The organism is Bacillus sp. LH1 (assembly GCF_057924895.1).
The window spans coordinates 696,695-723,601 of record NZ_CM175007.1 but is presented as its reverse complement, the minus strand read 5'-3'; the positions used below and the strand labels follow the sequence as shown (position 1 = coordinate 723,601).

The window sequence follows — 26,907 nt, the reverse complement described above, 5'->3', positions numbered from 1 at the left end:
AACACAGTGAAGCTTGATGAATTCTTTGTCACAGGTGACCCGATTATTTACGGTGCAGACGCTTCTATCGTTCTTGTGACATTAGCAATCATTTTCGTACTAACAAAGTATAAAAAATGGAAATGGCTTTGGGACGAATGGTTAACAACTGTTGACCATAAAAAAATCGGAGCTATGTATATTATTTCTGCGGTTATCATGTTATTCCGTGGTGGTATGGATGGTTTAATGATCCGTGCACAGTTAACATTCCCAGAAACAACTTATTTAAACGCTGAACACTATAACGGGATCTTTACAACACATGGTACAGTAATGATTCTTTTCATGGCAATGCCATTCGTTATGGGATTAATGAACCTTGTAGTACCATTACAAATTGGTGCTCGTGACGTTGCATATCCGTTCTTAAATGCTTTAAGTTTCTGGTTATTCTTTGTCGGAGCAATGTTATTCAACATCGCTTTCGTAATCGGTGGTTCTCCAGACGCCGGGTGGACTTCTTACTTCCCAATGGCAGGTACAGAGTTTACTTCGGGCGTAGGAAATAACTACTACGCAATTGCATTACAGATTTCAGGTCTCGGTACGCTAATGACCGGTATTAACTTCCTTGTTACTATCTTAAAAATGCGTACACCTGGTATGACTTTAATGAGAATGCCAATGTTTACTTGGTCAATCTTAATTACAACAATTATCATTATTTTCGCTTTCCCAGTATTAACAGTTGCTCTTGCATTAATGACATTTGACCGTCTATTCGATGCTCACTTCTTTACGATGGCGAGCGGCGGTATGCCAATGTTATGGGCCAACCTGTTCTGGGTATGGGGTCACCCTGAAGTATATATCGTTATTTTACCGGCATTCGGTATTTTCTCTGAAATCATTAGTACATTCTCACGTAAACGTCTATTCGGTTACAGTGCAATGGTATACTCAATGGTTGCAATTTCTTTACTAAGTTTCGTCGTATGGCTTCACCACTTCTTCACGATGGGTGCAGGTCCAGCGGTTAACTCATTCTTCTCGATTTCGACAATGGCGATTTCGATTCCAACCGGGGTTAAGATCTTTAACTGGTTGTTTACACTGTATAAAGGACGTATTCGTTTTACAGTTCCAATGCTTTGGTCATTGGCATTTATTCCAAACTTCGTAGTCGGTGGGGTTACAGGGGTTATGCTTGGAATGGCAGCAGCTGATTATCAATACCATAACAGCTACTTCCTAATCGCTCACTTCCACTACGTATTAATCGCAGGTACAGTATTCGCTATGCTTGCTGGATTCACATTCTGGTATCCAAAAATGACTGGTCATATGTTAAATGAACGCCTAGGTAAATGGACATTCTGGATCTTTATGAGCGGATTCAACATCTGTTTCTTCCCAATGTACTTCTTAGGTTTAGACGGTATGACTCGTCGTATGTACACTTACTCTGAAAGTCTTGGATGGGGATGGCTAAACCAAATCGCATCTGTTGGTGCGGTAATGATGGGTATCGGCTTCCTACTTCTTTGCTACAACGTAATTTGGAGTGCACGTCATGGTGAACGTGACACAACTGGAGATCCATGGGATGGTCGTACACTTGAATGGGCAACTCACTCTCCTGTACAACATTACAACTTCGCGAAGCTTCCTGAAATTAAAGAAGCTGATGCTTTCTGGTACATGAAAAAACGCGGAGAAACAGTTACACCAGCAGCAGAAGATATCAAACCAATTCACATGCCAAGTAACTCTGGTGTGCCTATTATTGCGTCTGGATTCTTCGGTCTTGCAGGTTTCGCATTAGTATTTAGCTGGTTCTGGCTTGCAGCAATCGGTGGTATTGGTATTTTAGCTTGCTTAATCTATCGTTCATTCGATTATGATGAAGGCTACTATATCAGTGTTGATGAAATTAAAAAAACAGAACATATAGCATGAGAGGTGAAATGACATGGCGGCTTTAGATAAAAGCTTACCTTTGGAATATCAATCCGAACAAAGCAGATTGAATATCCTAGGATTCTGGATTTTTCTTGGGGCTGAAATTATGCTGTTCGCAACACTTTTCGCCTCTTATCTAGTCCTTGCTGGTCGTACGGCAGATGGCCCAACACCAGCGCAATTGTTTGAACTTAAAACGCTTTTAATTCAAACATTACTACTTTTAACAAGTAGTTTTACATGCGGTATCGTAATTCATGAAATGCGTAAGCATAACCAAAAAGCGATGCTTGGATGGTTCGTCCTTACATTACTTTTAGGTGCAGGTTTCCTATTCTTCGAGATCGAAGAGTTCATTATGTACATTGGTGAAGGCGCAACAATTCAAACAAGTGCTTTCTTATCTGGATTCTTCGTTCTTCTTGGAACGCATGGAGCCCACGTAACAGGCGGTATCATTTGGGCAATTTGTGTTATTATCCAAATTTTAAAACGAGGTTTAACACCAGTTACAGCTCGTAAAGTATTCATTATCAGCTTATACTGGCATTTCCTTGATCTTGTTTGGGTCTTTATTTACACACTAGTTTACTTGAACGGGATGGTGGCGTAAATGGCTCAAAACAACAATCAAGCAAACGGACATGCGCATAGCGGATTCCCTTGGTCACACGTTTTCGGATTTATTTTATCGCTTGCATTAACGTTTCTAGCGTTATACGTGGCACTTTACACAACATTGCCACTTTCAACAGTCTTAACAACTATTATCATAATGGCTGTTGCGCAAGCATTGTTACAATTAATTATGTTCATGCATTTAAAAGAAGGAGAAGGAAGAGTTCAAATTCTTACAATGATATACAGTTTCTTCGTTGCAACTGCAACAGTTGGTTTAACTGTATGGATCTTCTTCTCAATGTAATGTACATGAAAAAGACTGCTGAGATTCCTCAGCAGTCTTTTTTTATCCCCTCTATTACATCCACATTACGGAATTAACAGCATAATCATGAAAAATATACTTATTATGACAAATGTTAAGAAAAGTCTTTCTTTATGAAATCGAATCCATATGCGTTGCTTTTCTACCTATTATATGGCTAAATAGGTACTATATTTATTTGAAGGGAGAGAACGCAATGGAACATCATACTTCTGTTCTATCACTTATGGTTGTCGTTGCAATCGCGTTTTTCGTTCCCCTTTTGTTACAACGCTTTAAATTAAAAGCACTTCCTGTGGTCGTTGCAGAAATTATTGCAGGAATCTTTGTAGGTAAAAGTGGGTTTAATATTATTGAGCCAGATATATGGCTTCAAGTTTTATCAACATTAGGATTTATCTTCCTCATGTTCTTAAGCGGTTTAGAAATTGATTTTTCTATCTTTAAACAAAAAGGGAAAAAAAATACGACAAACGAACCAAATACATTTCAGGCAGCAAGCATTATCTTCTTATTTATTTTCATCTTATCTTATGCCCTATCATTACTATTCGTATGGCTAGGATTCGTAGATAATGCAATGTTCATGACTTTAATTATTTCAACTATTTCTTTAGGTGTTGTTGTACCAACATTAAAAGAGAATAACTTAGGAAAAACAGCAATTGGGCAAATCATTTTATTAGTCGCTGTTATTGCGGATTTAGTTACAATGATTTTACTCGCTGTATTCGTCGGATTAAATTCCGAAAGCGGCCAAAGCATGTGGCTTCTTCTTCTTCTATTCGGCGCTGGTATTGTTATTTACTTCGTTGCAAAACGTTTTAAAAACATTCCATACTTAGATAGTTTAAAAGCTGGTAGTGTACAAATTGATACACGAGCTGTTTTTGCACTCATTTTAATCTTAGTTGGGTTATCGGAATCTGTTGGAGCAGAAAATATTTTAGGCGCCTTCTTAGCAGGTGTACTTGTATCGTTATTATCACCAAATGAAGATATGGTGGAAAAACTTGATTCTATCGGCTATGGTTTCTTCATCCCTATTTTCTTCGTAATGGTTGGTGTAAATCTAGAGGTGTGGTCTATTTTCAAAGAACCTTCTAGCATGCTAATGATTCCAATCTTAATTGTAGGACTCTTTATTTCGAAACTCTTACCATCACTCGTCTTAAGAAAATGGTATCCACGTAATATCGTACTTGGAAGTGCAATCTTATTAACATCGACACTTTCTTTAGTTATTGCGGCTGCACAAATTGGTGAAAAACTGGAGATCATCAGTCCAAGTTTATCTGCCTCTCTTATTTTAAGCGCAGTTATTACTTGTATTTTTGCACCTATATTGTTTAAAAAAATGTTCCCAAAAGTAGAAACACCAAAACCAAAAGTAGCTATTATTGGCGCGAGCAGAATTACCCTTCCGTTATCACTAGATTTAAAACGAGAAGATTATGACGTAACGCTATATATGATGCGTCAAAACAAAATAAATGATGAAGAAGCGACATCACATGACTTCCCTATCGTGAAATTAGATGACATCACAATCGCATCATTAACTGAACAAACAGCATTTGATGCAGATCGCGTCGTTGTTGCAACAAGTGATGATGAACAAAACTTATTATTGGCAGAACATGCAAAAGAGCTAGGTGTTGAACATGTTATTGCAAGTGTAGAAGATCCACTTCTACAAGAAAAAGCAACGCAAGAACATATCGCTGTATTCTCAACAATTAACTCTACACGTATTTTATTACGTGCGCTTATTGATAAACCTAGTCTCGTTCGCTTAATTACAACAGCAAACGAAACAGTCCGTGAAGTTGAACTACGGAGCAATAAATATAACGGCGTTGCACTTCGTCGCCTTCCGTTTTTAGGTGATGTACTAGTCATTCAAATTTATCGTGGAAATAAAGCATTAATCCCACATGGGGATACAAGACTACAACACGGTGATACATTACTTGTAACAGGCTCAAAAGAACATATCGATACACTAAAAAACATATTAGAATAAAAAAATGCCCCTCACATAATTGAGGGGCATTTTTTCCATTTCATATGGTAAAATGTTACTATCACATATTATGGGGATGGATTACATTATGTCTATTATAACTTTAGCTCTCTTATTATTAGCCGAAATACTCGTTGCCATTATTCTCATCGGTGTTAGTATTGAGATTTGTAGTTACGGATGGAAAAAATCGAATGGAATAAAATATTCTTGCCTCCTACTTTCACTCCTTCTCGGAACTGCTAGCATACTCGGACTTCTCGCCGCACCTGCCTATTTCTTTATACAATTAACAGAAAAAGCGTTATAAGAAAGGATGTTAATATGATTACCGTGAAAAATATTGAGGGATCTGAAACTTACGTATTACGTCAAAAAATTTTACGCCCCAATCAAACATTAGCAGATTGTAAATACCCTTCCGATTATGAAACAGACACCTTCCACTTAGGCGCATTTATAAACGATCAACTTATTAGTATCGCTTCTTTCTCAAAGGAAATGCATCCCGACTTACAAGCAGGTATGCATTATCGTCTACGAGGAATGGCCACATTGCCTGAGTTTCGAAACAACCACGCTGGAAGCTCCTTAATTCAGAAAGCAGAACAAATCTTACAAGAGCGTCAAGCAAATATGCTATGGTGTAATGGCCGAATTACTGTAGCTGACTATTACAAGCGCTTAGGCTTCCAAGAACATGGTGAAATCTTTGAAATTGAACCAATTGGCCTTCATAAAGTACTGTATAAAAGAATATAAGAAAAGCTTTCCGCAATACGGGAAAGCTTTTCTTATATTTCAATCTTCACTTTTTATCTTTTTCATATATATGTATATAAACAGACTAGGAACTAAAAAACAAGCAAACATAATAAATCCTGTCATACTAATTTCCTTTATCGAAATATCTGGTGTTACAACGATACAAATAGCTAAAATCCCAATAACAATACTTACAGGAATTAATAATAGTTTCATGAAATAGCTACGTGATACTCCCCCTGTATGCTCATACACTTCCACTGAATTTTTCAGATTTAAAAAGTTAATAACTACAATCCCACCCATAAATACCATTAATAAATCCGAAACACTTTCATATCCTGCATCTTGCAAAACGTAGCGATAAAAAACAATACCTAGTATGAAAATATTTTGTAAGATGAAAACTAATCTAATATGTTTTAACCCCTCAATCATTAAACGTTCATCTTTCACAATTTTCATCGAATCACTCCTTTTCCTCCCAAAACAAATCATTCAAAGTTTTATCTACTGCATAACAAATTTTCAAACATAAATCTAAAGACGGATTGTATTTGCCCTTCTCAATTAAACTAATCGTTTGCCTTGTAACGCCTACTTTTTCTGCTAATTGTTGCTGTGTTAAATCTAACTGAACACGCGCGACTTTTATTTTACTTACAGCCATTCATGTTCCCCCTCCATCCATATTGTAACATATATATTCCATTAAGTAATTTATATTTTGCGTGACTGATTATAGTTTCACTTTATTATACACAAAAAAGGAGCCCCTCATAAGAAGCCCCCTCTCCTATATTATAAGAATAAATGACATCCAAATAAAATTGTAAATAAGTAGAGTAACGGATGCACTTCCATCCCTTTCCCTTTCACAATTTTCAAGACTGGATACACTAAAAATCCAATTGCAATTCCATTCGCAATACTAGATGTTAACGGAATACCTATAAAAATTAAAAATGCTGGTAACGCATCTTCAAATTCATTCCAATTAATATCTCGAATGCTTTGTGCCATTAAACTACCTACTATAATTAATGAAGGAGCTGTAATAGCGGCTACACTTGATAAAGAAGCAATAACAGGACTAAAAAATGCCGTTATAATTGTTAGACCAACAACTACAATCCCTGTTAACCCAGTTTTACCACCTGCAGCAATACCTGCTGACGATTCAATCGTCGCTGCTGTTGGGCTTGTTCCAAAGATAGAACCTGTAGTCCCGCCAATTGCATCTGCAATAAACGCTTTACCAAAACGCTTCTCTGTATTGTCTGTAATTAAACCTGCTTGTTTAATTAAACCAAGTAATGCACCTGTTGTATCGAATAAAAGTACAAGTAAAAATGAAAATACAACGCCGTATAATCCGTATTCAATTACATCTGAAAAGGCATTGATTGGGTTTGAAACGATGATACCCTCTGGTAAATGAGGCATCGCCACAATTTTATCAGCAAACTTCAATTGCCCTGTAAAGAAGGCAATAATTCCTGTCACAATCATACTAATAAATAATGCACCGCTCACACGCAATGTCATTAATACCGCCGCTAATATTAAACCAATTAAAGTTAAAATAACAGCTGGAGAATGAAAATCACCAATCGTAACTAAATTAGACGGATGATCCACGATAATTCCAGAAAGGCGCAATCCAATAAAAGCAATAAATAGTCCAATTCCACCTGCAATTGCATGCTTTAAACTATCAGGAATTGCTAAAATTAACTTTTGCCTAAACGAAGTAAAAGATAATAAAAGAAAAATAATCCCCGTTACAAATACAGCTGAAAAGGCAACTACATATGTAATCCCTTCTGCCTTCTGTACAACAGAATAAGCAAAATATGCATTCATTCCCATAGCTGGAGCAATAACAATCGGGTAATTCGCGAAAATCGCCATACCTACTGTTCCAACAACGGTTGCAATAATTGTTGCTGTAAACGCTTGGTCAAATGGTACACCTGCATCAGATAATATTTTTGGATTGATGACAAGAATATACGCAAATGTAAAAAAAGTTGTGATGCCAGCTAAAAACTCTTGCTTCACAGAAGTGTTATATTTTTGTAATTGAAACATGCTTATGTACCCTTCCTACACCTGAATTATTATCACACATTCTTTTTCTTACTAGTATGTGAGAAAATATAATACTTAATCTTAACAATCAATAAAAAGAAGAGTCAATATATTCCCTAATAGTTAGAATTTTAAGTTTAAGTCTGACAAGTACAGATGTAGTACAGTTCATTATGATTATTTTTGTAGCATAACAGATAGAAATGTTTTATAATTTGAAATAGTTAAATATTTAGTAAACGCATTCAAATATCGTTCACTCTACAAGGGGGATTCTTCTTATGCAGCACACAAACAAATCTGGAACTTTAAATCGTGGTTTAAAAGAACGACATATTACTTTAATGTCACTGGGTTCAGCTATTGGCGTTGGGCTATTTTTAGGATCCGCTTCCGCCATTAAACTAGCAGGTCCTTCTATTTTGCTAGGCTATATGATTGCCGGTCTCGTTATTTTTTTCATTATGCGAGCGCTTGGGGAAATGGCAATTGAACAACCTGTTGCTGGTTCTTTTAGTAAATATGCATATGATTATATTGGACCACTCGCTGGTTATATTACTGGTTGGAATTACTGGTTCTTATGGGTTGTTACTTGTATGGCTGAAATTACAGCAGCTGGTATTTACATGCAGTACTGGTTCCCAGATATCCCGCGCTGGACTTGGGCATTACTTGCTCTATTATTAATGAGCGCTTTTAACTTCTTATCGGTAAAAGTATTTGGAGAACTTGAGTTTTGGTTTGCTCTCATTAAAATTGTCACAATTATCTGTATGATAGTAGTCGGAGCTGGTATTATTTTATTCGGATTCGGAAACGGTGGTATCGCTACTGGTATTTCAAATCTTTGGTCACATGGTGGCTGGTTCCCAAATGGATTTTCTGGGTTACTACTCTCCATGCAGATGGTACTATTCGCTTATTTAGGCGTTGAATTAATCGGTGTTACAGCCGGTGAGGCTCAAAATCCGAAGAAAACACTCGCAAAGGCAATCGATAACGTATTTTGGAGAATTCTACTCTTTTACGTTGGGGCATTATTCGTTATGATGGCAATTTATCCATGGAACGAACTTGGTGAGAAAGGCAGTCCATTCGTATTAACATTCCAACAAATTGGTATCGCAAAAGCAGCAGGTATTATTAACTTTGTCGTATTAACAGCAGCTCTTTCTTCTTGTAACGGTGGTTTATTTAGTACAGGCCGTATGCTATATACATTAGCTCAGCAGAAAAAAGCTCCTGAAAGATTTGGTCGTTTAAATAAAAATGGCATTCCAAGCCAAGGAATTGTAGCAACTGCTATCGTTTTACTAATTGGTGTTATATTAAACTATCTCGTACCTGCAAAGGTATTTACATGGCTTACTAGCATTTCAACTTTCGGTGCAATTTGGACTTGGGGAATTATATTAGTCGCTCAAATTAAATTCCGTAAAAGCTTGCCTACTCAAAATAAACAAAAGTTATCGTATAAAATGCCTTTATACCCATTAAGCTCATATTTCTCACTCGTTTTCCTTGTATTAGTATTAGGTATAATGGCCTATTCAGAAGATACACGAATTGCATTGATTGTCGGCCCAATTTGGCTTATCGGCTTAGCAATCGTATATTACATGAAAGGGTTTCATAAGATTGATGAAACACCTAACTCAAAAATTAGTTAAGCAAAACATCCCTTCCTTATTACTTGGAAGGGATGTTTTTATATCTATATAAATATTTCTCAACAAAATTCACGGTATTTTTACAATTTTTTAATATTTTTTATGTTTTCCGTCTTTATTTTTACAGAAAAATAAATTACATTATTAAAGCACATATATTTATTATTAGGGGGATTCTTCTATGAAGAATAAAAAATGGATTACATTTTCTTTAGCAACAGCAATTACACTAAGTATAGGGACCTCGTTCATATCGTCTACTTATGCCGAAAGCTCTGTAGACCCAGCTCCTGAAATTGCTGCAAAAGTTGTAAATCAAAACAATGGGAAAAAAGTATTATTCGATAATACACACGGTCAAACTGCTGGGACAGCTGACTGGGTTATTGACGGCGGCTTTTCTGACTTCGGAAACGGCATTGCAAAAAACGGATATCACGTAAAGGAACTTCGTAAATCAACACCTATTACGTACGAAGACTTAAAAGATTACAATGTATTTATCGTTCCAGAAGCTAATATTCCTTACAAAAAATCTGAGCAGGACGCTATGTTACAATATGTAAAAAATGGTGGTAGTATCTTCTTTATTGCTGATCATTACAATGCAGATCGTAATAAAAATCGCTGGGACTCTTCTGAAGTATTTAATGGATATAGACGCGGTGCTTGGGATAATCCAGCAAAAGGAATGTCTAATGAAGAAGCTAATTCACAAGCTATGCAAGGAGTAGAAAGCTCTGATTGGCTCTCTGACAACTTCGGTATTCGCTTCCGCTACAATGCACTTGGTGATGTTTCAGCGAAAACAATTGTATCGCCTGAACAATCTTTCGGAATTACAAAAGGTGTTTCGTCTGTAGCAATGCATGCTGGTTCTACTCTAGCAATTACAAACCCAAAACTAGCAAAAGGACTTGTTTACCTTCCAGAAAATCCATCAAAATGGAATAACGCTGTTGATAGTGGCGTTTATAATGGCGGTGGTATTGCAGAAGGCCCATATGCTGCTATCGCAAAAGTAGGACTTGGAAAAGCTGCCTTTATTGGTGACTCTTCTCCTGTTGAAGATGCTACGCCAAAATACGTTCGTGAAGATTCTGGCCAAACAAAGAAAACTTACGATGGTTATAAAGAAGAAAACGATGCGATTTTATTAGAAAACATCGTAAATTGGTTATCAAATAAAGAGACATTTACAAGTTTAGATCAAGTAAATGGTTTACAACTTGATTCACCTACAGCTCTACAAACATTTGAACAGCCAAGCTTATCAACAGAACCACAACCTGAACCTTGGAGTGCACCAAATGCAGGTTATCAATGGTTTAATACAAATACTTTTAAACCAGGTTCATACGGTTATAACGGTGCGGTAACAACAAGCGACTACGTCGTTACACACCCTAGCATTCTACCAAACAATGAAATTTTTCAAATGAAGATTCAAGTAAATAACTTACTACCTAATACAACGTATAACAACTATTCTTTAGGTATCTTCACTACTGGTGGAACACAAGTGGCTAAAGTACAAAATGCAAACGGCACTTGGCCATCTACTTTCGGATATAGTAGTGCATTTTCTTTCACAACAAACAGCTTAGGCTCTGCTGAGAAAGTTGTAAATGTACAGATTGATTCAAATACAACTGGACAAGCAACGCTTCGTCTACGCCAAAATACAACAACGAAATATAATGAAACTGTAACGATTAATAAGAAATAATAAAAAAGGCAATCCATACATGGATTGCCTTCTTCTCACTTCTCTTCCTTCGAGAAAAACATTCTTGAAATAACGATACCTATACTACCGACGATTAGGAATAACACCGCCCTAATCATCATCGATACCTCTGGTAAGTCAAGTAAGAATAACTTCCCTACCGTTACGACTAAAACGACTAAACCAGCATATAATATTTCATCCATATTTCTATTTCTTCCAAACCAAACCGCAAATAATGCATATACCATCCATAATAACGATACTGATACACTAATTACGCTTCCATCTGCAGATAAAACTTCACCGATTCTCGTAATTGTAATAAATACAATTATCATAAACCAATAGAGCACTATAGAATACATATATTTGCCGAAGCTCGCTAATACTTCTTTCGCTTCTCTCATGCAATAATAGAACGTTCCTATTAAAATAAGATGAGCAACAAAGCCTGCCGAAATAAATTGATCAAACGGGCTAAAAATAGTCTGTATCATTCCAATTGCGTAAACCGTCGCACTAACATACAATTTTATCTGTTGTTTTACTTTAATAGAAGTGACCATGCCGAGGAAACCTTGTAACAATAGTACAATCGCTGCATTCACTAAACTATACTCATATAAAATTGCTAAACTAAATGCTCCCATTGCGAAACCAAATAAGAGATTTGTAAATGTAGAATGTCTATTTTTCCTATATTCACATACGAACATAGCGGCATGCACGAGTGCACTAATAATTAATCCCCATGTTGTAAAATCAGGTATTTTTGAAATAGCTAGTATAAAGAACACTGCATTCGCACTAAATATCGCCAAACGTGGTTCTAGTATAAAACTTCTCTCCGTAAACATATGCCAAAATAATAGTAAATGAATCAAACCATATACAATCGTTAACTGTATTTGCAAGTTCTCTACTAACATTGACATAACAGCAAAGAAAACGAAAAGGACAATGGCAGCAACAGCGTAAGAAATCATATATAAGTATTTATAACGATTTTTCAACGCATACCATAATAAACTAAGTGTTAATACTGTCTCATATCCAAAGAAAATATAAGGATTAGGAGTCGTACTATTTAACAAGAATGGTACGAAGAACGCACCGACCGCTACGAAAATAGTGAGATATTCCGATTGATATCTTTTCGCTAAATAAATCCCTAAAATAACCCATGCAATATTACAGAGAAACGCGACACTTGCCGGAATAAATCCATATAAATAATGTGCTGCAAACGTCGTTAGAACAATCCCGGTAATACTTCCTCCAGCTAATACTAATCCTAACGCTTGCCGCTCTCTTTTAATTTGAATATCTCCTATATAATACAACCCGATAGATAATGCGATACCAAACACAATTCGTATCGCTGGTGTTAATAAACCAGCATCTACCCCTGCTTTAAATAACCAGATCACTCCAAGCAACATAATACCGACAAATACACGCGGTAACCACGTCTGACAAAACTTAATAATATTAAATGGCTCTGGTTTAAAAGCCGATATATCTACTTGTTTTAACTCAGGTTCTTGCAAAGGCTCTTTTATCTTAACTATTTCTTCTTTTGGCTTTTCCTCCATTACCGTTTCAATATATTCTTTCTTGTTCTTACTAACATGTTGCTGAGCGTTCTCTACTTCTATTTCCCTTTGCTTCACTTTTAATTCAGCAAGTGCTTCTTGAATTGTTTCAATTGCCGTTTCGAGTGCTTCTATTTTCTTATCCAAATCCTTCTTCATACGCTACCCCCTTATTCGTACCTCTCATTAAACCTATATATTACCAATTATCTTTATCATACTCTTAGTCTATTCATTTTCAATAGTATTTTTTCCAAAAAAAGAAAGATGCCTTCCCAAAATAGGAAAACACCTTTTTACTCATTTATTCTTATTTAGAACAATGCTAACGACGACACCAACACACACGCCTATAATAGCTGGAACTATCCACCCAACACCTTCTGTATAAAATGGAATGTATTTTAATACTGACGTCCACTGATTCATCATTACATTTTTATTTAAAATATCAATTGCACTAAATATTGCTACAAACCAAACAGTTACTGCATATACGTATGCATACTTCCCAATATACTGATGGAATAACCCTAGAATAATAAGCGTTAATGCAATTGGATAAATAAATCCAAGAATTGGTACTGATACTTTTAAAATTTGCGTTAATCCTAAATTAGCTAAGATCATACTAACAACGCTTACTATAAATGCCCACACTTTATAAGATACTTTCGGAAATGCACTCGCAAAAAATTGACTACAAGACGTAACAAGTCCAATTGAAACACATAAACAAGCGATAGTAAAAATAAGACCTAATAAAACGACTCCGCCCTGTCCAAATAATGTAATCATAACTTGTGCTAACACTTTCGCACCGTTATCAAATGTTCCTAATGAGCCACTAATTGCCCCCACATATCCAAGGATGACATAAATAATAGATAATAATAGTCCTGCCCCAATTCCAGCAATACTCATATATTTCGCTAAACCTTTATCATCTTCAATACCCTTTGTACGTAATGCATTTGCAATAACAATTCCAAAGATTAAAGCAGCTAACGCATCCATTGTTAAATATCCATCTAAAAACCCTTGAAACATAGGAGCTTGGCCATAGTTCCCTATTGGTTCTTTCATATCTCCTACTGTTGTAAACATACTCTTTATAAAAATAAGTGCAATCATACATAATAATAACGGCGTCAAGACTTTTCCAAACAACCCCATTAGTTTAGATGGTGATAAACTTAACCAGTAAACAATACTAAAGAAAATAACTGTGTAAAACAATAATACTCCGCTTCCTGCTTCAGGGAATAACTGACCTGGCCCCATTTCAAAGGCTAAACTTCCCGCACGTGGTATACCAAGCCCAGGTCCAATAAATACATACACGATACATGGAAAAATAATTGCAAATGAAGAATGAACTCTACCCGCTAACGTTTGAAAACTTCCTGCTTTTGCAATAGAGATAACACCTAATATAGGAAGACCTGTTGCTGATATAATAAATCCTACTAATGAAATCCACACATGTTCTCCTGCTTCATATCCAAGAAAAGGTGGGAATATAAGATTCCCTGCTCCAAAGAACATCGAAAATAACATAAGACTAATAAGTAAAATTTCTTTTTTCTGTAACAATTTCATTTCTTTCTCCTTCTTTAATTTCATCTCTTATGAAATCAATTCCACATATAAAAAAAGTACAATAACCCGCTTCCTTACAAAGAAAACATAGTCCATAGTCTATCACAAAAGAAACACCCCTTCTATAGCTATTCCCTTTTTCCAATTTCTTCTGAAAAATCAACCTTTATTGACTTATAATAGTTAATAAGGTAAAATATTAAATGTACAAAATTATTAACTTTGTTTTTGTTTGTGTCAGGAGGAAAATAACATGGAATCAGCGATACAACTAGAAAGAGAACAACAAAGAAAAAAGAAACATCCTCCAGGTTTATACTTACTCTTCTTTACAGAAATGTGGGAAAGATTTAGTTACTATGGATTACGAGGATTATTAACATTATATTTAACGACAGCTTTAGTAAGCGGTGGTCTTGGGTTTAGTCCCGCATGGGCACTCTCTATTTACGGATTTTACACTGGAGCCTGTTATTTCACACCAATGATTGGTGGATACTTAACAGATCGTTTTCTAGGTAGACGAAAAGCGATCACAATTGGTGGTATAACAATGGCAATCGGTAACCTTACACTATTTGCCTTGCAAAACCAATTAGGCCTATACCTCGGATTAGCGCTTATTATTATCGGTAACGGATTCTTCAAACCGAACATCTCTACACTGGTTGGGGAATTATACGAAGAGAACGATCCAAAACGTGATAGTGCATTTACCATTTTCTATATGGGTATTAACGTCGGGTCATTTTTAGCTCCACTCGTTTGCGGATTTTTATCAGAAAATTTATTCAAAACAACAGTTGATGGCGTTGTACATTACGGATTCCGTTACGGTTTCTTAGCCGCTTCAATCGGAATGATTATTGGACAAATTTTATTTACAACACTATCAAATCGCTTCCTTGGTAATATCGGTAAAAAACCAACTCGCGATTTACAAACAGCTGCTGGACAACCATCAGTAGGAGATACACCATTAACAAAAAAAGAAAAACAACGTACCGCAGTTATCGTCATTTTAACATGCTTCGTTGTCTTCTTCTGGGCTGGCTTTGAACAAGCTGGTAGCTCATTAACATTATATACAAACAAATTTGTAGACCGCTCTGTGTTCGGATGGGAAGTTCCAACATCTTGGTTCCAATCGGTCAATCCATTATTTATTATTTTGCTTGCTCCAGTCATTTCTGCATTATGGGCAAAACTTGCAACTCGCAAGCGCGGTGATTTAAAAATCCCAACTAAAATGGGACTTGGGATGATCTTGCTCGGTATCGGTTATATCATTCTCGTTATCGCTACATTAAAAACAGGTAGTGATGAACATAACATTACAGAAAAAGCAAACTTACTATTTATCGTCTTTACGTATCTTTTCCATACGTTAGGTGAGCTATTCTTATCACCTGTCGGACTATCAATGGTTAGTGCGCTTGCTCCGGTAAAATTAGCATCTTTACTAATGGGTGTATGGCTAGCAAGTTCAGGTATCGCCAACATTTTAGGCGGACAACTTGCAAGCTTCACAACTTCACTTGGATACGCTGAAGTATTCACAGTTATTGGCGCTGTGGCAATTGTATTAGGTTGTGTTTTATTATTAATTTCTAAGAAATTAGTGAAATGGATGGATTAAAAAAGATGAGGAATTTCTCCTCATCTTTTTTTATGCTGTTTTACCTTTTTCGATTGCTTGTTCGTACAGCTCTTTATGTTCTTTATATTCACTTGGTACGAAACTCTTATAGAAGAATGAGAACCAGCTGTCTCCCTTTTTATACCCTTCTTCTCGAATTTCCGCTGCTTTTTTATTCGATTTAAATCCTTCAGTAAACCATTTCTTTAACAGTTCCTTTCTTTCATACTTAGCAGGAACTTTTAAATCATAGTTTTCAAATGCATACTTATAGCCAGCTTTTTCTACTGCCTTTTTTGTAGATTTATAGCCTTTTTCATACGCTGTTTCATATGCCTTCACGTATACTTCTTTCTCTCTATTTCCAGGATTCTTTTCAACTAATTCTTTCCCTGTCTTTTCCCCTAATTCAGCTTGCTCTTTTTCAATTTTTTCTACTCTTTCTTTATTCCCTACTTTGAACCCGTCTGCAAAGTTTACCTTAAACTCTGGAGCAACTTGACTATCGTCCATCGTCTCTTGCGCTAAACCTTGTTCTTTTCCTTTTTCAAAATGCGTTTTCTTCTGCTCTTCTAAAGACCATGCGGCTGCATAAGTCGCTTTAAACGCTTGTTTATATGCATCAGATTTTCCAGCTACATGCACTTCTGCATCATTTTTTCCTGCTTTAAAATCAGTTTCTCCATTCTTTTGACCTTCAAGTTGACCTTTTTCAATATCAGCTTGGCGCTGCGCTTCCTCTTGTTTACGTGCCTCTTCAGCTTTACGCTGTGCTTCTGCATTACGTTGTTTTTCAGCCTCAGCCTCAGCGTTACGCTGTGCTTCTGCAGCACGTTGTTTTTCAACCTCAGTATTGCGCTGTGCTTCTGCTTGTCTCTCAGCTTCTACAGCACTATTATTATTCTGGCTAGGAGCTGGGCTCGTTGCACCACTACTAGAAGCTGGTTTATTGTGATAATGATATTCCCCGTACTGTAATCCCCATTTCTCACAATTTGTACGACACGTATGTCCGCCATTAGCATCTGTACGCCCTGGATGCGCATAAGCTGAAATTGGAGTTACCAATAACGCTATACTCGTTGTTAAAAGAAGTTTCTTCACCTGTTGTCTCACTCTTGTCCCTCCCAAAATATAGAATTCTAACTTTATTATACATAAATAGAAGAATATTTAAATACAAACCAAAATATTCTATTATTTCTCAACATTAGTAAAAAAGAAGGTGAACTCTTTAAAGAGTTCACCTTCTTTTTTTACTTCTTCGCCTTCGTTCCTACTAAATCACCAGCAACAACATAACGCTTAGAATTATCCTTTACAGATACACATGTAATAAGTGTTATCTCATCTTTCCCATGATCCTCTACAACTTCCCACTTATCAGGAGTTACTTCAGATACACCAGTAACCGCATACTCATATTCATTTTCATTGTCATACAAATAAATTTTATCGCCTTTTTTCAAAGAAGCTATATCACTAAATAAAACACCTTTTTTAGACATGTTATGTCCTGCTAGTGCGTAATTCCCTTTTCCCATAACTTGATTCTCTTTTACTGTCGCTGCACCTGATAATAAGTTTTTTTCAGTAGAAGCTTTCAAAACAGGCAGTTCTACTGAAACACTTGGAATCGAAATACGACCAATTACTTGTTTCTTATCTAATGATGCATTCGCTACTTCCGCCAAGTCTGGTTGATTAATTTTGGAAGCATCTACAAATTCCGTCTCATGCTTTTCATAATCCATCTTTTGAACAGCCTGCACATTTTCAGTCTGTTTCTTTTCAGCCTGATATCCATCATAAAATGGCTTTCCAATTAACACGCCACCTACAACAAATAGAAGGATTGCTACTATACTATAAATTCTTTGCTTATTCATATACAATTCCTTTCCCTTACAAAATCTTACTCTATATAAAATGATAAAATAATATCGCCATATGTACAAGTATTAGCTAAAAAGAAACCTTCTTGCCGGTGCAAGAAGGTTTCTTTTTAAGCTAATTTATTTCTGTATAGTGATACGTGAAATACTGTCATTTGAATAAAGAAAATCGAAAATATAATATATAATGGGTATCCAGGAAGATATTCATTAATAATAGGCGAAAAAGTTAAAAATCCAACTGCACAAGGTAACACAAACCATAACGATACAAATGTTGTTCGGCAAGCTTTATCCGTAATCGCTTTTTCACGTTCATCTTCTAGTGGAAATAATAATGGATACATCCAAAAAGATAAATTCTTATATTTTTTCTTTTGAATTCTATAAAAAATTGTAACTATAATTGCTCCAATAAATAATAAAATGAATGGTACTCCATTAAACCATACTTCAAATGGGAATTTCTCGTTTTTAATTATATCTGCTAACTCTGTAATAACACTATAAAATTCAACAAATGTCCAGCATGCTAGTGCAGTATAGAGTACATTTATAATATAAGAAAAACCAATTCTATTCATCCTCTTCCCCCTCCTTATTTAAAACAAACACGTCTTCCATCTTTAACTGGAATACATCACAAATCGTCAATGCTAGTAACAATGAAGGAACGTAATCCCCTTTTTCAATTGCTGCAATTGTTTGTCTCGTCACTCCAACCTTTTCTGCTAATACACTTTGTGAAAAATTAAAACGAGCTCTTAATTCTTTTACTCTGTTTAAAATAGTCAAATTTACCACCTCTCACCGTTATTGTATGCTACCCTTAACAAAATGTAAACTCAACCTAACATTATTCTTACAAAAAAATCCAACTTTACGTATTGTAAAGTTGGATTACGTTTTAGTTTAAAATTGTAAGCTTAACATTTTTTCTGCCCCACTTACTAGATGAAGCTTTATCTGGCATTAAAACATCAATTTTGTGACCTTTAATCGCGCCACCAGTATCTGCTGCAATTGCTTCTCCGTATCCTTCAACATATACACGAGAACCTAATGGGATAACAGATGGGTCCACCGCAATCAACTTCATTCCTGGGTTTGCAGTTAGATTATAGCCTCCCCATGCAGAATATACTTGTTGACCTGGTGCATAGCCATTTTCACCTGGATCTGCTGTATAAGCTGTTGCATGTACATAAAGTTCTTTCCCACCAGCAGTTGGCTTAGAAGATGGTTCAGGTTGTGCAGGTTTTGCAGGTTCTACCTTCGAATTATTATTAGCAACTGGTTCAGCTGGTTTATTAGCTTTTTCTTGCTTTTGCTTTTCAGCAATTTCCGCTTGTGCTTTCGCTAAAGCTTCTTGCTCTGCTTTTGCAGCCGCTTCTGCTTTTGCACGCTCTTCCGCCGCAATTCTTGCTGCTTCTTGTTCACGAGCAATTGTTTCTTGTACTGCCTTCATATTTGATTCAATTTTAGCTTTTTCTTCCGCTGCTAAATTAAGTTGACTTGCAACCTCATTATATTTAGCTTGAACTGTTTGTAAGTTATCTTGACGTTTTTTCAAGTTATCTTGCAGTTCAGCTTGCGCTTTTGCTAATTTTTGTTTGTCTACTACTAAAGATGCTTCTTTTTCGTCAATTGTTTTCTTATCTTCTTCAATTTGACGAAGATCTTGTTCTTGTAGACGTAAAATTTCTTTATCAGCTTCTAGAATAGTAGAAACTGCGTTCATACGTTGTAAGAAGTCTGCAAAGTTTTTTGACTCTACTACAACTTCTACTACTAAACTTGTATTTGAGCTGTTTTGAACAGAAACCATACGTTTTCTCATAATATCTTTACGAGCAAGGACTTTATCCTCTAAAACGACAATTTCTTCCTTTTTTTGTTCAATCTGCTTATGTGTTTCATCGATTTTACGTTGAATAGCAGCTTGATCCTCTTTATTTTTTGCAATTGTATTATTTAAATTATGTAGTTCGTTTTCGATACCTTTAATTTCTTTACTAACAGCTTGCTTCTCTTGCTCTTTCTTTTGCATTTCTGCATCGTTTTGTTGCAATTGCTGTTGCATGTTGTTAAGTTTCTCGTCGTTTGACTCTGCTTTAACAGCGACTGTACTAGAAAGACCAATAATTCCTGCTAATACTAGACAGCTGATTCGCTTAAAATAGTTCATAATCCGACTCCCTTCTTATACAGTTATACATGATTTATTTTACAGTTTGTTTACAAAACGATTAAATACAGTTTATTTTTCGTGACGAAAAAAAGAGAATTATGAATAAAATGTAATAGATTCTTAAATATTTAACAATTCCTATATTTAAAAAATACAAAAGATGCTAAAATCCAAATATAGAGAAAATATAACTTTCGAAGGCGGTTGAAATAAATACATGTTTACTCAAAAAAAATCACTCCAACATACAATTGCTCAATTAGAAGAGCGTATACAAGAATTAGAAGCAGAATTAAAACAAAAAGATATTGAAAAACAAGAGACTATTTCTACTATCCACGATCGTGTACAAAGCGTTGTCCAAGAGCATCAACTTGTAAATAACCAACACAATACACTTCAAAATTTAGTTCAACAATTAAGTTCATGTTTCGAAAATGTTTCAACACGTACGACACATTCCAATGAGTTAAATAATGAAATGTTGCAAAAGGAACAAAGCTTAATTCAGTCTATTGCAGAAATTATTGACTGCTCTAATGAAGGAAAAGAATCCGTTCACCGCTTACTTATTGTAATTAATAAATTAGGTGAACAATCCCAACGCACGTCTAATAGTATGAATCATCTAAGCGAACGCTCAAAGGAAATCGAGCAAATTGTAGAAGTCATTCAAAACATTGCAGCACAAACAAATTTACTTGCTTTAAATGCGAGTATTGAAGCCGCACGTGCTGGAGAACACGGTAAAGGATTCGCTGTCGTTGCCAATGAAGTAAGAAAACTAGCAGAAAGTACAGCAGAAAGTACAAAAAACATAGGCAACTTAACGAAAAAAATTCAAGAAGAAATTGAAAAAGCATATGATAACACAAAAGATAATTTACATTTAGTTGATGAAGGTGTAGAAATGAGCGCCGATACAAATGCTAGAATTGAAAATATTTTAGTTATGATTCAAACGTTACAAAATGGTGCTACAAATGTTATTAAGGCTATCGAAAACCAAAAGTCTTGTAATGATGACATATTACGAGAATTCGCTAACACACAACAAATGTTCCAAAAATTAAATACTACTATTATGAATCATATTCATGATGCTGAAAAAGTCGATGTTCAATTGTCTAAAAGTCTTCAAGAAACAGTAACTTCTTAATTAAAAATAAAAATCCCTTATACTGCTATAAGGGATTTTTATTTTATTTTGAATATTTATTTCTTTTCAATATTCATCCATATCTTTGTTATAATGGAAAAGTTGTTTCTTTCAACTAATAAACAAGGAGGTTATTATGGAACAATTTTACTACGTTTTAAAATATTTAATTCTCGGTCTGTTCCAAGGACTAACAGAACCAATTCCGATTTCTTCAAGTGGTCATCTCGTTTTAGCACAACATTTGCTAGGACTAAAAATAGAAGGGTTTAGCTTCGAACTACTTGTTAATTCAGCTTCATTATTAGCTGTATTACTTATTTATAGAAATGATTTAATTCGTCTAACGAAGAATGGTCTCTCTTATATATTTACAAGAGCAGAAGACGCAAAATCAGATTTCTTCTTTATTATTTATCTTGTTATTGCAACCATTCCAGCAGGTGTTATTGGTGTTTTATTTAAAGATTACATCGATCAGTACTTAAAAGGTGTGAAGATGGTTGGGATTTCCCTTCTTATTACTGCTGTCGGCCTTTGGATTATTAGAAATTTACGCGGTCGTAAAAATGATGGCGACCTTTCTATGAAAGATGCAATCATCGTCGGATTAGCACAAGCTTGCGCACTGATTCCCGGAATAAGCCGATCTGGTGCCACAATCGTAGCAGCAATGTTACTTGGTATGAAGCAAGAAACAGCACTTCGCTTCTCATTCTTACTATACATTCCTGTTAGCTTAGGTGGCTTATTGTTAAGCATTACAGACATTGCAAATGATCCAAATCTAGACACATTATTCGTACCATATGTCGTTGCATTCATCGCAACATTTATCATGACGTATATTTCACTAAAATGGTTTATGAACATTATGGCAAAAGGAAATTTAAAATATTTCTCTTTCTATTGTATTATCGTAGGTGTACTTACTCTTATTTTCTTATAAAGTAAAACTTACAAATTGAAAGCGAGTCATCTAGTGTAATAGAATGACTCGCTTTTTTATACCTCTATTAAGTTAAAATCTATTATTTACTTAGAATTTTCTGAATAGTATAATATTATTTAAGTTTACTATTACAGTAATTCTATCTTTCCTACTATTATCGTAAAAGAGGTGTTTATATGTTTATAGTTACTAAACTCATTCACATTAAGTACGAATATGAAAATGAGCTACTTTATGGGCTTAAACAATATTATCCTTCCCCTGGAACGAACGGTTGTATTAACATAGAGTTTTCACATGTTCATCGTACAAATGATAAGGCAGAATATATGATTCGTCTGTTATGGAAAACACAACAAGATTACCATACATGGCTTTCTCAAAGAGAAGGCCATGTAACTTTGAAGCACAAAATACAAGGCTATATACTTTCTTCCAAATCAAATGCTACCTATGTGCATTAACCCTTCTCTTTTTATTCCTTACGAGGGGCAAAATGATAAAGTGAAACTTTAATCCTCACCAATTGTGCTTCCCACAAATAGCGGGATAAAGAGCCCTCTTACTTTTCATACTGTAAGAGGGCTTCTCTTATGCATACACTTTCTTCTCTTGACAATACAAACGAATAACATGTTTATTTTGTTGAAATACATCATGCGTCAGACGAATAATAATAAAGTTTCTTTTTGTTTGATCATCATGAACAAAAATCTGTTCTCCCTCCTGAAAACGCCATGCACTTTCAAAAGTCGTAATATGATCCCCACTTACAGAAAAAAGTTCATATCGCATCTCTTGTACCCTCTCTCAACTTACATAATCATAATATCCTCATATTAAATTTATTATAACTTAATTCCTATAAAATTAGTAATTATTTCTATTTCGAAAGATTTTAACTTTGTATTTAAATATTTTTAGCGCTATAATGATAAACGAATTTTCATTGAAAGGAGTTTTACTTTGACTGCATATTTATTTCCAGTAAAAACAGCATTTATTTTATTCCCCTTTTTAGCAATGTTTCTTTTAATCCCTTTTTTAATATTTAATTATCGAAAATACGGTTATTTAAATAAATGGCGCTCATTTATTTTATACTCATTATTACTTTACTTATTAAATGCCTATTTTCTTGTTATTTTGCCGTTACCACAAACGTTTGATACTTGTAGCCTACAACCAGCTAATACACAACACATGCAACTCTCACCATTTTATTTCATACAAGAGATTAGTAGTCATACATCGGCAGTTTTAACGAAACCAGCTACTTATTTCTACTTATTAAAAGAGTCTGCGTTTTTACAAGTTGCATTTAATGTTCTATTAACTGTTCCATTCGGTATTTACTTACGTTATTATTTCCGACGTAGTTTCTTACAAACAATTTGCATTTCCTTTTTCCTTTCACTATTTTTCGAGCTAACACAAGTGACTGGATTATACGGTATATACAATTGTGCATACCGATTATTTGATATCGATGATTTGTTTTTAAATACATTAGGTGGCGTAATTGGTTTTATCATTGCACCAATATTTACGTACTTCCTTCCGAAGACAAACGAGTTAGATAGTCATATTGATTTGGAAACGAAACCAGTCGGATTCATTCGTCGCCTTATCGCGATGCAAATTGATTGGATTTTCTTATCTATCGTCGTACCTGTCGTTAAAAACAAAGGAAATTCTTTCTTCGTTTCTAATATGCAATCTTACACGAATATGTATGAACTCATTTTCATTACGTGTTCAATCCTTATTTATTTTATTCTTATTCCATACTTTACAAATGGAAAAACAATTGGGAAAGCATTGCTTCGCATTCATCTGAAAGGAAAATCAGATCGTATTACATTAAAAGAACTATTTATTCGCTACGGTATATTTTATTTTGCGTTAGGCGGAATCAATTATATTCTTTCTAGTAGCTCTATGTTAAATCATACAGAACCTTTAGTATTACTCGTTACATTGTTATTCCTATTTATCATTAACGGCCTATTCATTATTCATGTTTTACTGCATGTATTTAGCCGTGATAAACTACTATTTTATGAACATATTAGTCATACAAGAAATGCAATTACACTAAAAAAAGCTGACAAATAATTATTTGTCAGCTTTTTTATATACATAATGTGAAACTTTAATCAGTGGGGGTCTTACTGCCCAGCAAATAGCGGGATAAATAACTTTTCTGCATAAGGATTAAAAAACATTCCAAGTTCATCTAGAGACTTCCTCGCCTGTAAAAACGAATGAAATTCTGGATATATATCTTGTAATTGCTCATACGATAATGTATGCATTTTCCCCCAATGCGGACGCCCTTCATACTTCAGAAAAATTTTTTCCACTTCGCCAAAGTAAGCAGCATATTTCATACCTTTATACATATGAACAGCGATATACGCTGAATCTCTTCCATAGGCTGGACTAAGCCATATATCATCACCTTTCACATAGCGGCATTCGATCGGGAAGTGCACCTTATACTTTTTCTTTTCAATAAGATTTGAGATTTCTTCTACAACCGTCCTCATATACTTTGAAGGAATGCTATACTCCATTTCATAAAATGGTACCGTACGTGATGTAGCAAATACTTCATAGCTCGGTCCAATTATTTTTGTGTTTGGTACAGCCTTAGCTGATAATCGACTCACTCCTTTACTTATAGAAGGAAACCATTTACACCCTTTAGATAGCAAAGAGAACATCCTATTTTCAAGTAACTCCACCTTTAGTTTATGCCATTTCAAATCACTGCCTGTATGCGTTGTTTCGTTCGTAAGTTTTACTTGTACTTCATCAGAATAAGGAAAAACAAAAAATTCAAAGTGACGATGCTTCTTATACTCTTCTAGTTTATTCATTACAGTAGATAATGACTGTTTTTCACTTTCATAAACGAGTGAATACGCTGGAATAACCTTCAATTTTATCTTTACAATGATACCTAACATTCCAAGTGACAACTGAAACGCTCTCCAATATTCTACGTTCTCAGCTTCCGAACAAACTATACTCTCACCATTAGATAAAACGGCCGTAATCTCTATAACTTGTGTTGATAAACTCCCAAAGGTAATACCCGTTCCATGAGTCCCCGTACTAATCGCTCCTGCAATAGATTGTGAATCAATATCCCCTAAATTTTCTTGCGCATAACCTTTTTCCTCAAGTAACTTCCCTAAATCATATAACTTTGTTCCTGCCCACACTTCAGCGACCATCTTCTCTTCATCAATATTCACAATGCCCTTCAATTCATCTAAAGAAACTAAAACTTCTTCGGTTTGCACAAGGGGTGTAAACGAGTGTCCTGAACCAACAACACGAATTTTCCGCCCCTTTTTTCGTGCAAGCCCCACTACTTCTACTACATCTTGTATACTTTCTGGATACATCGTATAATGCGGCGTTCCTTCTACATTCCCTGTCCAATTCCTCCACTTTTGTCCCTTTATAGAAAGCATTGGCCATCCCCCCGATATGTTGAATACTCCCCAACAATCTCTCCTTTTTTGACACGATACAAAAAAGGAAAGCGCTCACATAATTCACCAGCCTTACTATGACGAAACAAAATGGACTCTCCTATATCCACTCGTTCCTCGCCGCTATAAAAAATTGGCGTTTGTACCTCGCCAGCACCTTCTAAAGCTAATAGTTTTGCACCCTTCGGTCTCCAAACTTCAGGCTCTTTATCTTTTCCAACTGCTCCTGAAGCAATATATCCACCACCTAGGCAAGTGTAAATAAACGGGACTGGTTTACGCACAACTGGTAAAGCAAATCCGACCGCTGGATGAAATTTCACCTCTTTATAATAATCAAACAGCTTCGGAGAATAAAAAGCAGAACCTATTGTAATCTCTGAAACTGAATTATCTTTCTCAGTTGTTTTTATGCTTCCTGTTCCGCCTCCATTTACAAACCTTAGCTCAATACCAAGTTTTTGTATTGCTTTTACAATATATTCTCTTCTTTCTTTCACTTCTAGCACTGATTTCTGCTTTAAATACGAAATCACTTTACTTTTCAGCCATTGATTCGGTATATGGTCTCCCACCCCAGCAATTTGAGCTTCATAACCCATCACACCATCTAACATTAAATATGATGACCTTCTCACCTTTTCTACTACTTTCAACGCATCCTGCACATTTTTTACTGGGGATCTTTGTACACCAAAATGAAATTGAAAGAAACGACTACTCATATCAATATCCAAACAAACACGAAAACATCCTTTAGATTTCTCAGCAATTTTTTCTAAATACACAATATGCTCTTCACAATCCACCATACAAGTTATAATGAAACCTTTCTTTGTTAGCAAACTAATTTCACACAAAGCTCTTTCATCATAAGCAGGATATCCGAGCAATAAATCATTAAATCCTTGTTCTATTAAAAATAAAACCTCTCTAGGTGAAAAGCACATAATACCTTGAAATCGATCATTTGCAGCTAAAATCTTTTGCATAATCGGAACAGAACGTAACGATTTACTCGCTATACGAATCTTCTTATTTCCACTTAACTCTATAATCGATTGAATATTTCTATCTAAAGCCACTTCATCCAAAAATGCACACGGTAATGGAACTTCTTTAAAAATTCCTCGATCCACATTTTTCTCTCCTCTTTTCAATATGTCTTATACATATTGGAAAGAA

General features: G+C 35.2%; 26 protein-coding genes. 13 read left to right on the top strand and 13 right to left on the bottom strand.

Annotated elements, in window-relative coordinates:
* Positions 1 to 6: 6 nt before the first annotated feature.
* The 6 genes from qoxB (at position 7) to ACX9TM_RS03625 (ending at position 5,678) form a co-directional block, all read left to right on the top strand.
* On the top strand, positions 7 to 1,941 hold the full coding sequence (gene qoxB / locus ACX9TM_RS03650; RefSeq protein ID WP_000762366.1) for a cytochrome aa3 quinol oxidase subunit I: 1,935 nt from the start codon (positions 7 to 9) through the stop codon (positions 1,939 to 1,941).
* 13 nt (positions 1,942 to 1,954) lie between these two features.
* The gene (qoxC, locus tag ACX9TM_RS03645) at positions 1,955 to 2,557 is read left to right on the top strand and encodes a cytochrome aa3 quinol oxidase subunit III (RefSeq protein WP_000729317.1); all 603 of its coding nucleotides are present in this window, start codon (positions 1,955 to 1,957) and stop codon (positions 2,555 to 2,557) included.
* A complete protein-coding gene (qoxD, locus tag ACX9TM_RS03640) occupies positions 2,558 to 2,869 on the top strand; it encodes a cytochrome aa3 quinol oxidase subunit IV (RefSeq protein ID WP_000068425.1) in 312 nt (103 codons plus the stop codon).
* Between the two features lie 217 nt (positions 2,870 to 3,086).
* The gene (locus ACX9TM_RS03635) at positions 3,087 to 4,916 is read left to right on the top strand and encodes a monovalent cation:proton antiporter family protein (protein WP_000399966.1); all 1,830 of its coding nucleotides are present in this window, start codon (positions 3,087 to 3,089) and stop codon (positions 4,914 to 4,916) included.
* A 52-nt stretch (positions 4,917 to 4,968) separates the two neighbouring features.
* Entirely contained in the window at positions 4,969 to 5,226 is a 258-nt protein-coding gene (locus tag ACX9TM_RS03630; protein ID WP_000926991.1) for a DUF4022 family protein, read from the top strand.
* 14 nt (positions 5,227 to 5,240) lie between these two features.
* Positions 5,241 to 5,678, top strand: a complete 438-nt coding sequence (locus ACX9TM_RS03625; protein WP_000633769.1) for a GNAT family N-acetyltransferase — start codon at positions 5,241 to 5,243, stop codon at positions 5,676 to 5,678.
* Between the two features lie 39 nt (positions 5,679 to 5,717).
* Here the strand turns inward: ACX9TM_RS03625 and ACX9TM_RS03620 are convergent, their stop codons facing one another.
* The 3 genes from ACX9TM_RS03620 to ACX9TM_RS03610 form a co-directional block, all read right to left on the bottom strand.
* Positions 5,718 to 6,146, bottom strand: a complete 429-nt coding sequence (locus tag ACX9TM_RS03620; RefSeq protein WP_000706637.1) for a hypothetical protein — start codon at positions 6,144 to 6,146, stop codon at positions 5,718 to 5,720.
* 4 nt (positions 6,147 to 6,150) lie between these two features.
* Complete coding sequence (locus ACX9TM_RS03615) at positions 6,151 to 6,351, bottom strand: helix-turn-helix transcriptional regulator (RefSeq protein ID WP_000301182.1); 201 nt, start codon at positions 6,349 to 6,351, stop codon at positions 6,151 to 6,153.
* A gap of 131 nt (positions 6,352 to 6,482) precedes the next feature.
* A complete protein-coding gene (locus tag ACX9TM_RS03610) occupies positions 6,483 to 7,775 on the bottom strand; it encodes an NCS2 family permease (protein WP_000487192.1) in 1,293 nt (430 codons plus the stop codon).
* 281 nt (positions 7,776 to 8,056) lie between these two features.
* Between ACX9TM_RS03610 and ACX9TM_RS03605 the strand changes: the two genes are divergently transcribed.
* Both ACX9TM_RS03605 and ACX9TM_RS03600 read left to right on the top strand, forming a co-directional pair.
* Positions 8,057 to 9,448, top strand: a complete 1,392-nt coding sequence (locus tag ACX9TM_RS03605) for an amino acid permease (protein WP_001164897.1) — start codon at positions 8,057 to 8,059, stop codon at positions 9,446 to 9,448.
* Positions 9,449 to 9,629: 181 nt separating this feature from the next.
* Complete coding sequence (locus ACX9TM_RS03600; RefSeq protein WP_000791522.1) at positions 9,630 to 11,177, top strand: hypothetical protein; 1,548 nt, start codon at positions 9,630 to 9,632, stop codon at positions 11,175 to 11,177.
* A gap of 35 nt (positions 11,178 to 11,212) precedes the next feature.
* Here the strand turns inward: ACX9TM_RS03600 and ACX9TM_RS03595 are convergent, their stop codons facing one another.
* Together ACX9TM_RS03595 and brnQ1 are read right to left on the bottom strand one after the other, a co-directional pair.
* The gene (locus ACX9TM_RS03595; RefSeq protein WP_000710918.1) at positions 11,213 to 12,934 is read right to left on the bottom strand and encodes a DUF2339 domain-containing protein; all 1,722 of its coding nucleotides are present in this window, start codon (positions 12,932 to 12,934) and stop codon (positions 11,213 to 11,215) included.
* Between the two features lie 141 nt (positions 12,935 to 13,075).
* The gene (gene brnQ1 / locus ACX9TM_RS03590; RefSeq protein ID WP_065382209.1) at positions 13,076 to 14,377 is read right to left on the bottom strand and encodes a branched-chain amino acid transport system II carrier protein BrnQ1; all 1,302 of its coding nucleotides are present in this window, start codon (positions 14,375 to 14,377) and stop codon (positions 13,076 to 13,078) included.
* A gap of 253 nt (positions 14,378 to 14,630) precedes the next feature.
* On the opposite strand from brnQ1, the gene ACX9TM_RS03585 reads away from it, so the two are divergent.
* Positions 14,631 to 16,016 (top strand): peptide MFS transporter, encoded by a 1,386-nt coding sequence (locus ACX9TM_RS03585; RefSeq protein ID WP_000443144.1) that lies wholly within the window; start codon positions 14,631 to 14,633, stop codon positions 16,014 to 16,016.
* Between the two features lie 30 nt (positions 16,017 to 16,046).
* Here ACX9TM_RS03585 and ACX9TM_RS03580 read toward each other — a convergent pair whose 3' ends face one another.
* The 5 genes from ACX9TM_RS03580 to ACX9TM_RS03560 all read right to left on the bottom strand — a co-directional run bounded on the left by ACX9TM_RS03580 (position 16,047) and on the right by ACX9TM_RS03560 (position 20,099).
* Positions 16,047 to 17,132 carry a YHYH domain-containing protein gene (locus ACX9TM_RS03580; RefSeq protein WP_065382210.1) on the bottom strand — a complete coding sequence of 362 codons (1,086 nt, stop codon included), beginning with the start codon at positions 17,130 to 17,132 and terminating at the stop codon, positions 16,047 to 16,049.
* A gap of 140 nt (positions 17,133 to 17,272) precedes the next feature.
* On the bottom strand, positions 17,273 to 17,905 hold the full coding sequence (locus ACX9TM_RS03575; protein ID WP_001041724.1) for a class A sortase: 633 nt from the start codon (positions 17,903 to 17,905) through the stop codon (positions 17,273 to 17,275).
* Between the two features lie 116 nt (positions 17,906 to 18,021).
* Positions 18,022 to 18,495: a DUF2178 domain-containing protein gene (locus ACX9TM_RS03570; RefSeq protein ID WP_059304139.1), complete on the bottom strand. Its 474-nt coding sequence runs from the start codon at positions 18,493 to 18,495 to the stop codon at positions 18,022 to 18,024.
* Positions 18,488 to 18,706, bottom strand: a complete 219-nt coding sequence (locus ACX9TM_RS03565; RefSeq protein ID WP_000154011.1) for a helix-turn-helix transcriptional regulator — start codon at positions 18,704 to 18,706, stop codon at positions 18,488 to 18,490. Before ACX9TM_RS03565 ends, ACX9TM_RS03570 begins: the two co-directional genes overlap by 8 nt.
* A gap of 112 nt (positions 18,707 to 18,818) precedes the next feature.
* Positions 18,819 to 20,099, bottom strand: coding sequence for a 3D domain-containing protein (locus ACX9TM_RS03560; protein WP_059304140.1), 1,281 nt, complete (start codon positions 20,097 to 20,099; stop codon positions 18,819 to 18,821).
* A 220-nt stretch (positions 20,100 to 20,319) separates the two neighbouring features.
* Between ACX9TM_RS03560 and ACX9TM_RS03555 the strand changes: the two genes are divergently transcribed.
* The 3 genes from ACX9TM_RS03555 (at position 20,320) to ACX9TM_RS03545 (ending at position 22,677) form a co-directional block, all read left to right on the top strand.
* Positions 20,320 to 21,261 carry a methyl-accepting chemotaxis protein gene (locus tag ACX9TM_RS03555; RefSeq protein ID WP_000495031.1) on the top strand — a complete coding sequence of 314 codons (942 nt, stop codon included), beginning with the start codon at positions 20,320 to 20,322 and terminating at the stop codon, positions 21,259 to 21,261.
* A gap of 136 nt (positions 21,262 to 21,397) precedes the next feature.
* Entirely contained in the window at positions 21,398 to 22,210 is an 813-nt protein-coding gene (locus ACX9TM_RS03550; RefSeq protein ID WP_000434794.1) for an undecaprenyl-diphosphate phosphatase, read from the top strand.
* A gap of 179 nt (positions 22,211 to 22,389) precedes the next feature.
* On the top strand, positions 22,390 to 22,677 hold the full coding sequence (locus ACX9TM_RS03545) for a hypothetical protein (RefSeq protein ID WP_000471238.1): 288 nt from the start codon (positions 22,390 to 22,392) through the stop codon (positions 22,675 to 22,677).
* Between the two features lie 127 nt (positions 22,678 to 22,804).
* On the opposite strand, the gene ACX9TM_RS03540 is transcribed toward ACX9TM_RS03545, so the two are convergent.
* Positions 22,805 to 23,008: a hypothetical protein gene (locus ACX9TM_RS03540; RefSeq protein WP_001268332.1), complete on the bottom strand. Its 204-nt coding sequence runs from the start codon at positions 23,006 to 23,008 to the stop codon at positions 22,805 to 22,807.
* Between the two features lie 171 nt (positions 23,009 to 23,179).
* Between ACX9TM_RS03540 and ACX9TM_RS03535 the strand changes: the two genes are divergently transcribed.
* A complete protein-coding gene (locus ACX9TM_RS03535; protein ID WP_000128025.1) occupies positions 23,180 to 24,331 on the top strand; it encodes a VanZ family protein in 1,152 nt (383 codons plus the stop codon).
* A 53-nt stretch (positions 24,332 to 24,384) separates the two neighbouring features.
* Here ACX9TM_RS03535 and ACX9TM_RS03530 read toward each other — a convergent pair whose 3' ends face one another.
* Together ACX9TM_RS03530 and ACX9TM_RS03525 are read right to left on the bottom strand one after the other, a co-directional pair.
* Positions 24,385 to 25,701 (bottom strand): D-arabinono-1,4-lactone oxidase, encoded by a 1,317-nt coding sequence (locus ACX9TM_RS03530; protein WP_000948958.1) that lies wholly within the window; start codon positions 25,699 to 25,701, stop codon positions 24,385 to 24,387.
* Complete coding sequence (locus tag ACX9TM_RS03525; RefSeq protein WP_000373756.1) at positions 25,689 to 26,861, bottom strand: amino acid deaminase/aldolase; 1,173 nt, start codon at positions 26,859 to 26,861, stop codon at positions 25,689 to 25,691. The genes ACX9TM_RS03530 and ACX9TM_RS03525 overlap by 13 nt, the downstream gene beginning before the upstream one ends.
* Positions 26,862 to 26,907: the final 46 nt, after the last annotated feature.

Excerpts from the sequence above, each read along its gene's own strand:
- qoxC (WP_000729317.1), top strand. The coding sequence starts at position 1,955 with ATGGCGGCTTTAGATAAAAGCTTACCTTTGGAATATCAATCCGAACAA.
- qoxD (WP_000068425.1), top strand. The coding sequence starts at position 2,558 with ATGGCTCAAAACAACAATCAAGCAAACGGACATGCGCATAGCGGATTC.
- ACX9TM_RS03635 (WP_000399966.1), top strand. The coding sequence starts at position 3,087 with ATGGAACATCATACTTCTGTTCTATCACTTATGGTTGTCGTTGCAATC.
- ACX9TM_RS03630 (WP_000926991.1), top strand. The coding sequence starts at position 4,969 with ATGTTACTATCACATATTATGGGGATGGATTACATTATGTCTATTATA.
- ACX9TM_RS03625 (WP_000633769.1), top strand. The coding sequence starts at position 5,241 with ATGATTACCGTGAAAAATATTGAGGGATCTGAAACTTACGTATTACGT.
- ACX9TM_RS03620 (WP_000706637.1), bottom strand. The coding sequence starts at position 6,146 with ATGAAAATTGTGAAAGATGAACGTTTAATGATTGAGGGGTTAAAACAT.
- ACX9TM_RS03615 (WP_000301182.1), bottom strand. The coding sequence starts at position 6,351 with ATGGCTGTAAGTAAAATAAAAGTCGCGCGTGTTCAGTTAGATTTAACA.
- ACX9TM_RS03610 (WP_000487192.1), bottom strand. The coding sequence starts at position 7,775 with ATGTTTCAATTACAAAAATATAACACTTCTGTGAAGCAAGAGTTTTTA.
- ACX9TM_RS03605 (WP_001164897.1), top strand. The coding sequence starts at position 8,057 with ATGCAGCACACAAACAAATCTGGAACTTTAAATCGTGGTTTAAAAGAA.
- ACX9TM_RS03600 (WP_000791522.1), top strand. The coding sequence starts at position 9,630 with ATGAAGAATAAAAAATGGATTACATTTTCTTTAGCAACAGCAATTACA.
- ACX9TM_RS03595 (WP_000710918.1), bottom strand. The coding sequence starts at position 12,934 with ATGAAGAAGGATTTGGATAAGAAAATAGAAGCACTCGAAACGGCAATT.
- brnQ1 (WP_065382209.1), bottom strand. The coding sequence starts at position 14,377 with ATGAAATTGTTACAGAAAAAAGAAATTTTACTTATTAGTCTTATGTTA.
- ACX9TM_RS03585 (WP_000443144.1), top strand. The coding sequence starts at position 14,631 with ATGGAATCAGCGATACAACTAGAAAGAGAACAACAAAGAAAAAAGAAA.
- ACX9TM_RS03575 (WP_001041724.1), bottom strand. The coding sequence starts at position 17,905 with ATGAATAAGCAAAGAATTTATAGTATAGTAGCAATCCTTCTATTTGTT.
- ACX9TM_RS03570 (WP_059304139.1), bottom strand. The coding sequence starts at position 18,495 with ATGAATAGAATTGGTTTTTCTTATATTATAAATGTACTCTATACTGCA.
- ACX9TM_RS03560 (WP_059304140.1), bottom strand. The coding sequence starts at position 20,099 with ATGAACTATTTTAAGCGAATCAGCTGTCTAGTATTAGCAGGAATTATT.
- ACX9TM_RS03555 (WP_000495031.1), top strand. The coding sequence starts at position 20,320 with ATGTTTACTCAAAAAAAATCACTCCAACATACAATTGCTCAATTAGAA.
- ACX9TM_RS03550 (WP_000434794.1), top strand. The coding sequence starts at position 21,398 with ATGGAACAATTTTACTACGTTTTAAAATATTTAATTCTCGGTCTGTTC.
- ACX9TM_RS03545 (WP_000471238.1), top strand. The coding sequence starts at position 22,390 with ATGTTTATAGTTACTAAACTCATTCACATTAAGTACGAATATGAAAAT.
- ACX9TM_RS03540 (WP_001268332.1), bottom strand. The coding sequence starts at position 23,008 with ATGCGATATGAACTTTTTTCTGTAAGTGGGGATCATATTACGACTTTT.
- ACX9TM_RS03530 (WP_000948958.1), bottom strand. The coding sequence starts at position 25,701 with ATGCTTTCTATAAAGGGACAAAAGTGGAGGAATTGGACAGGGAATGTA.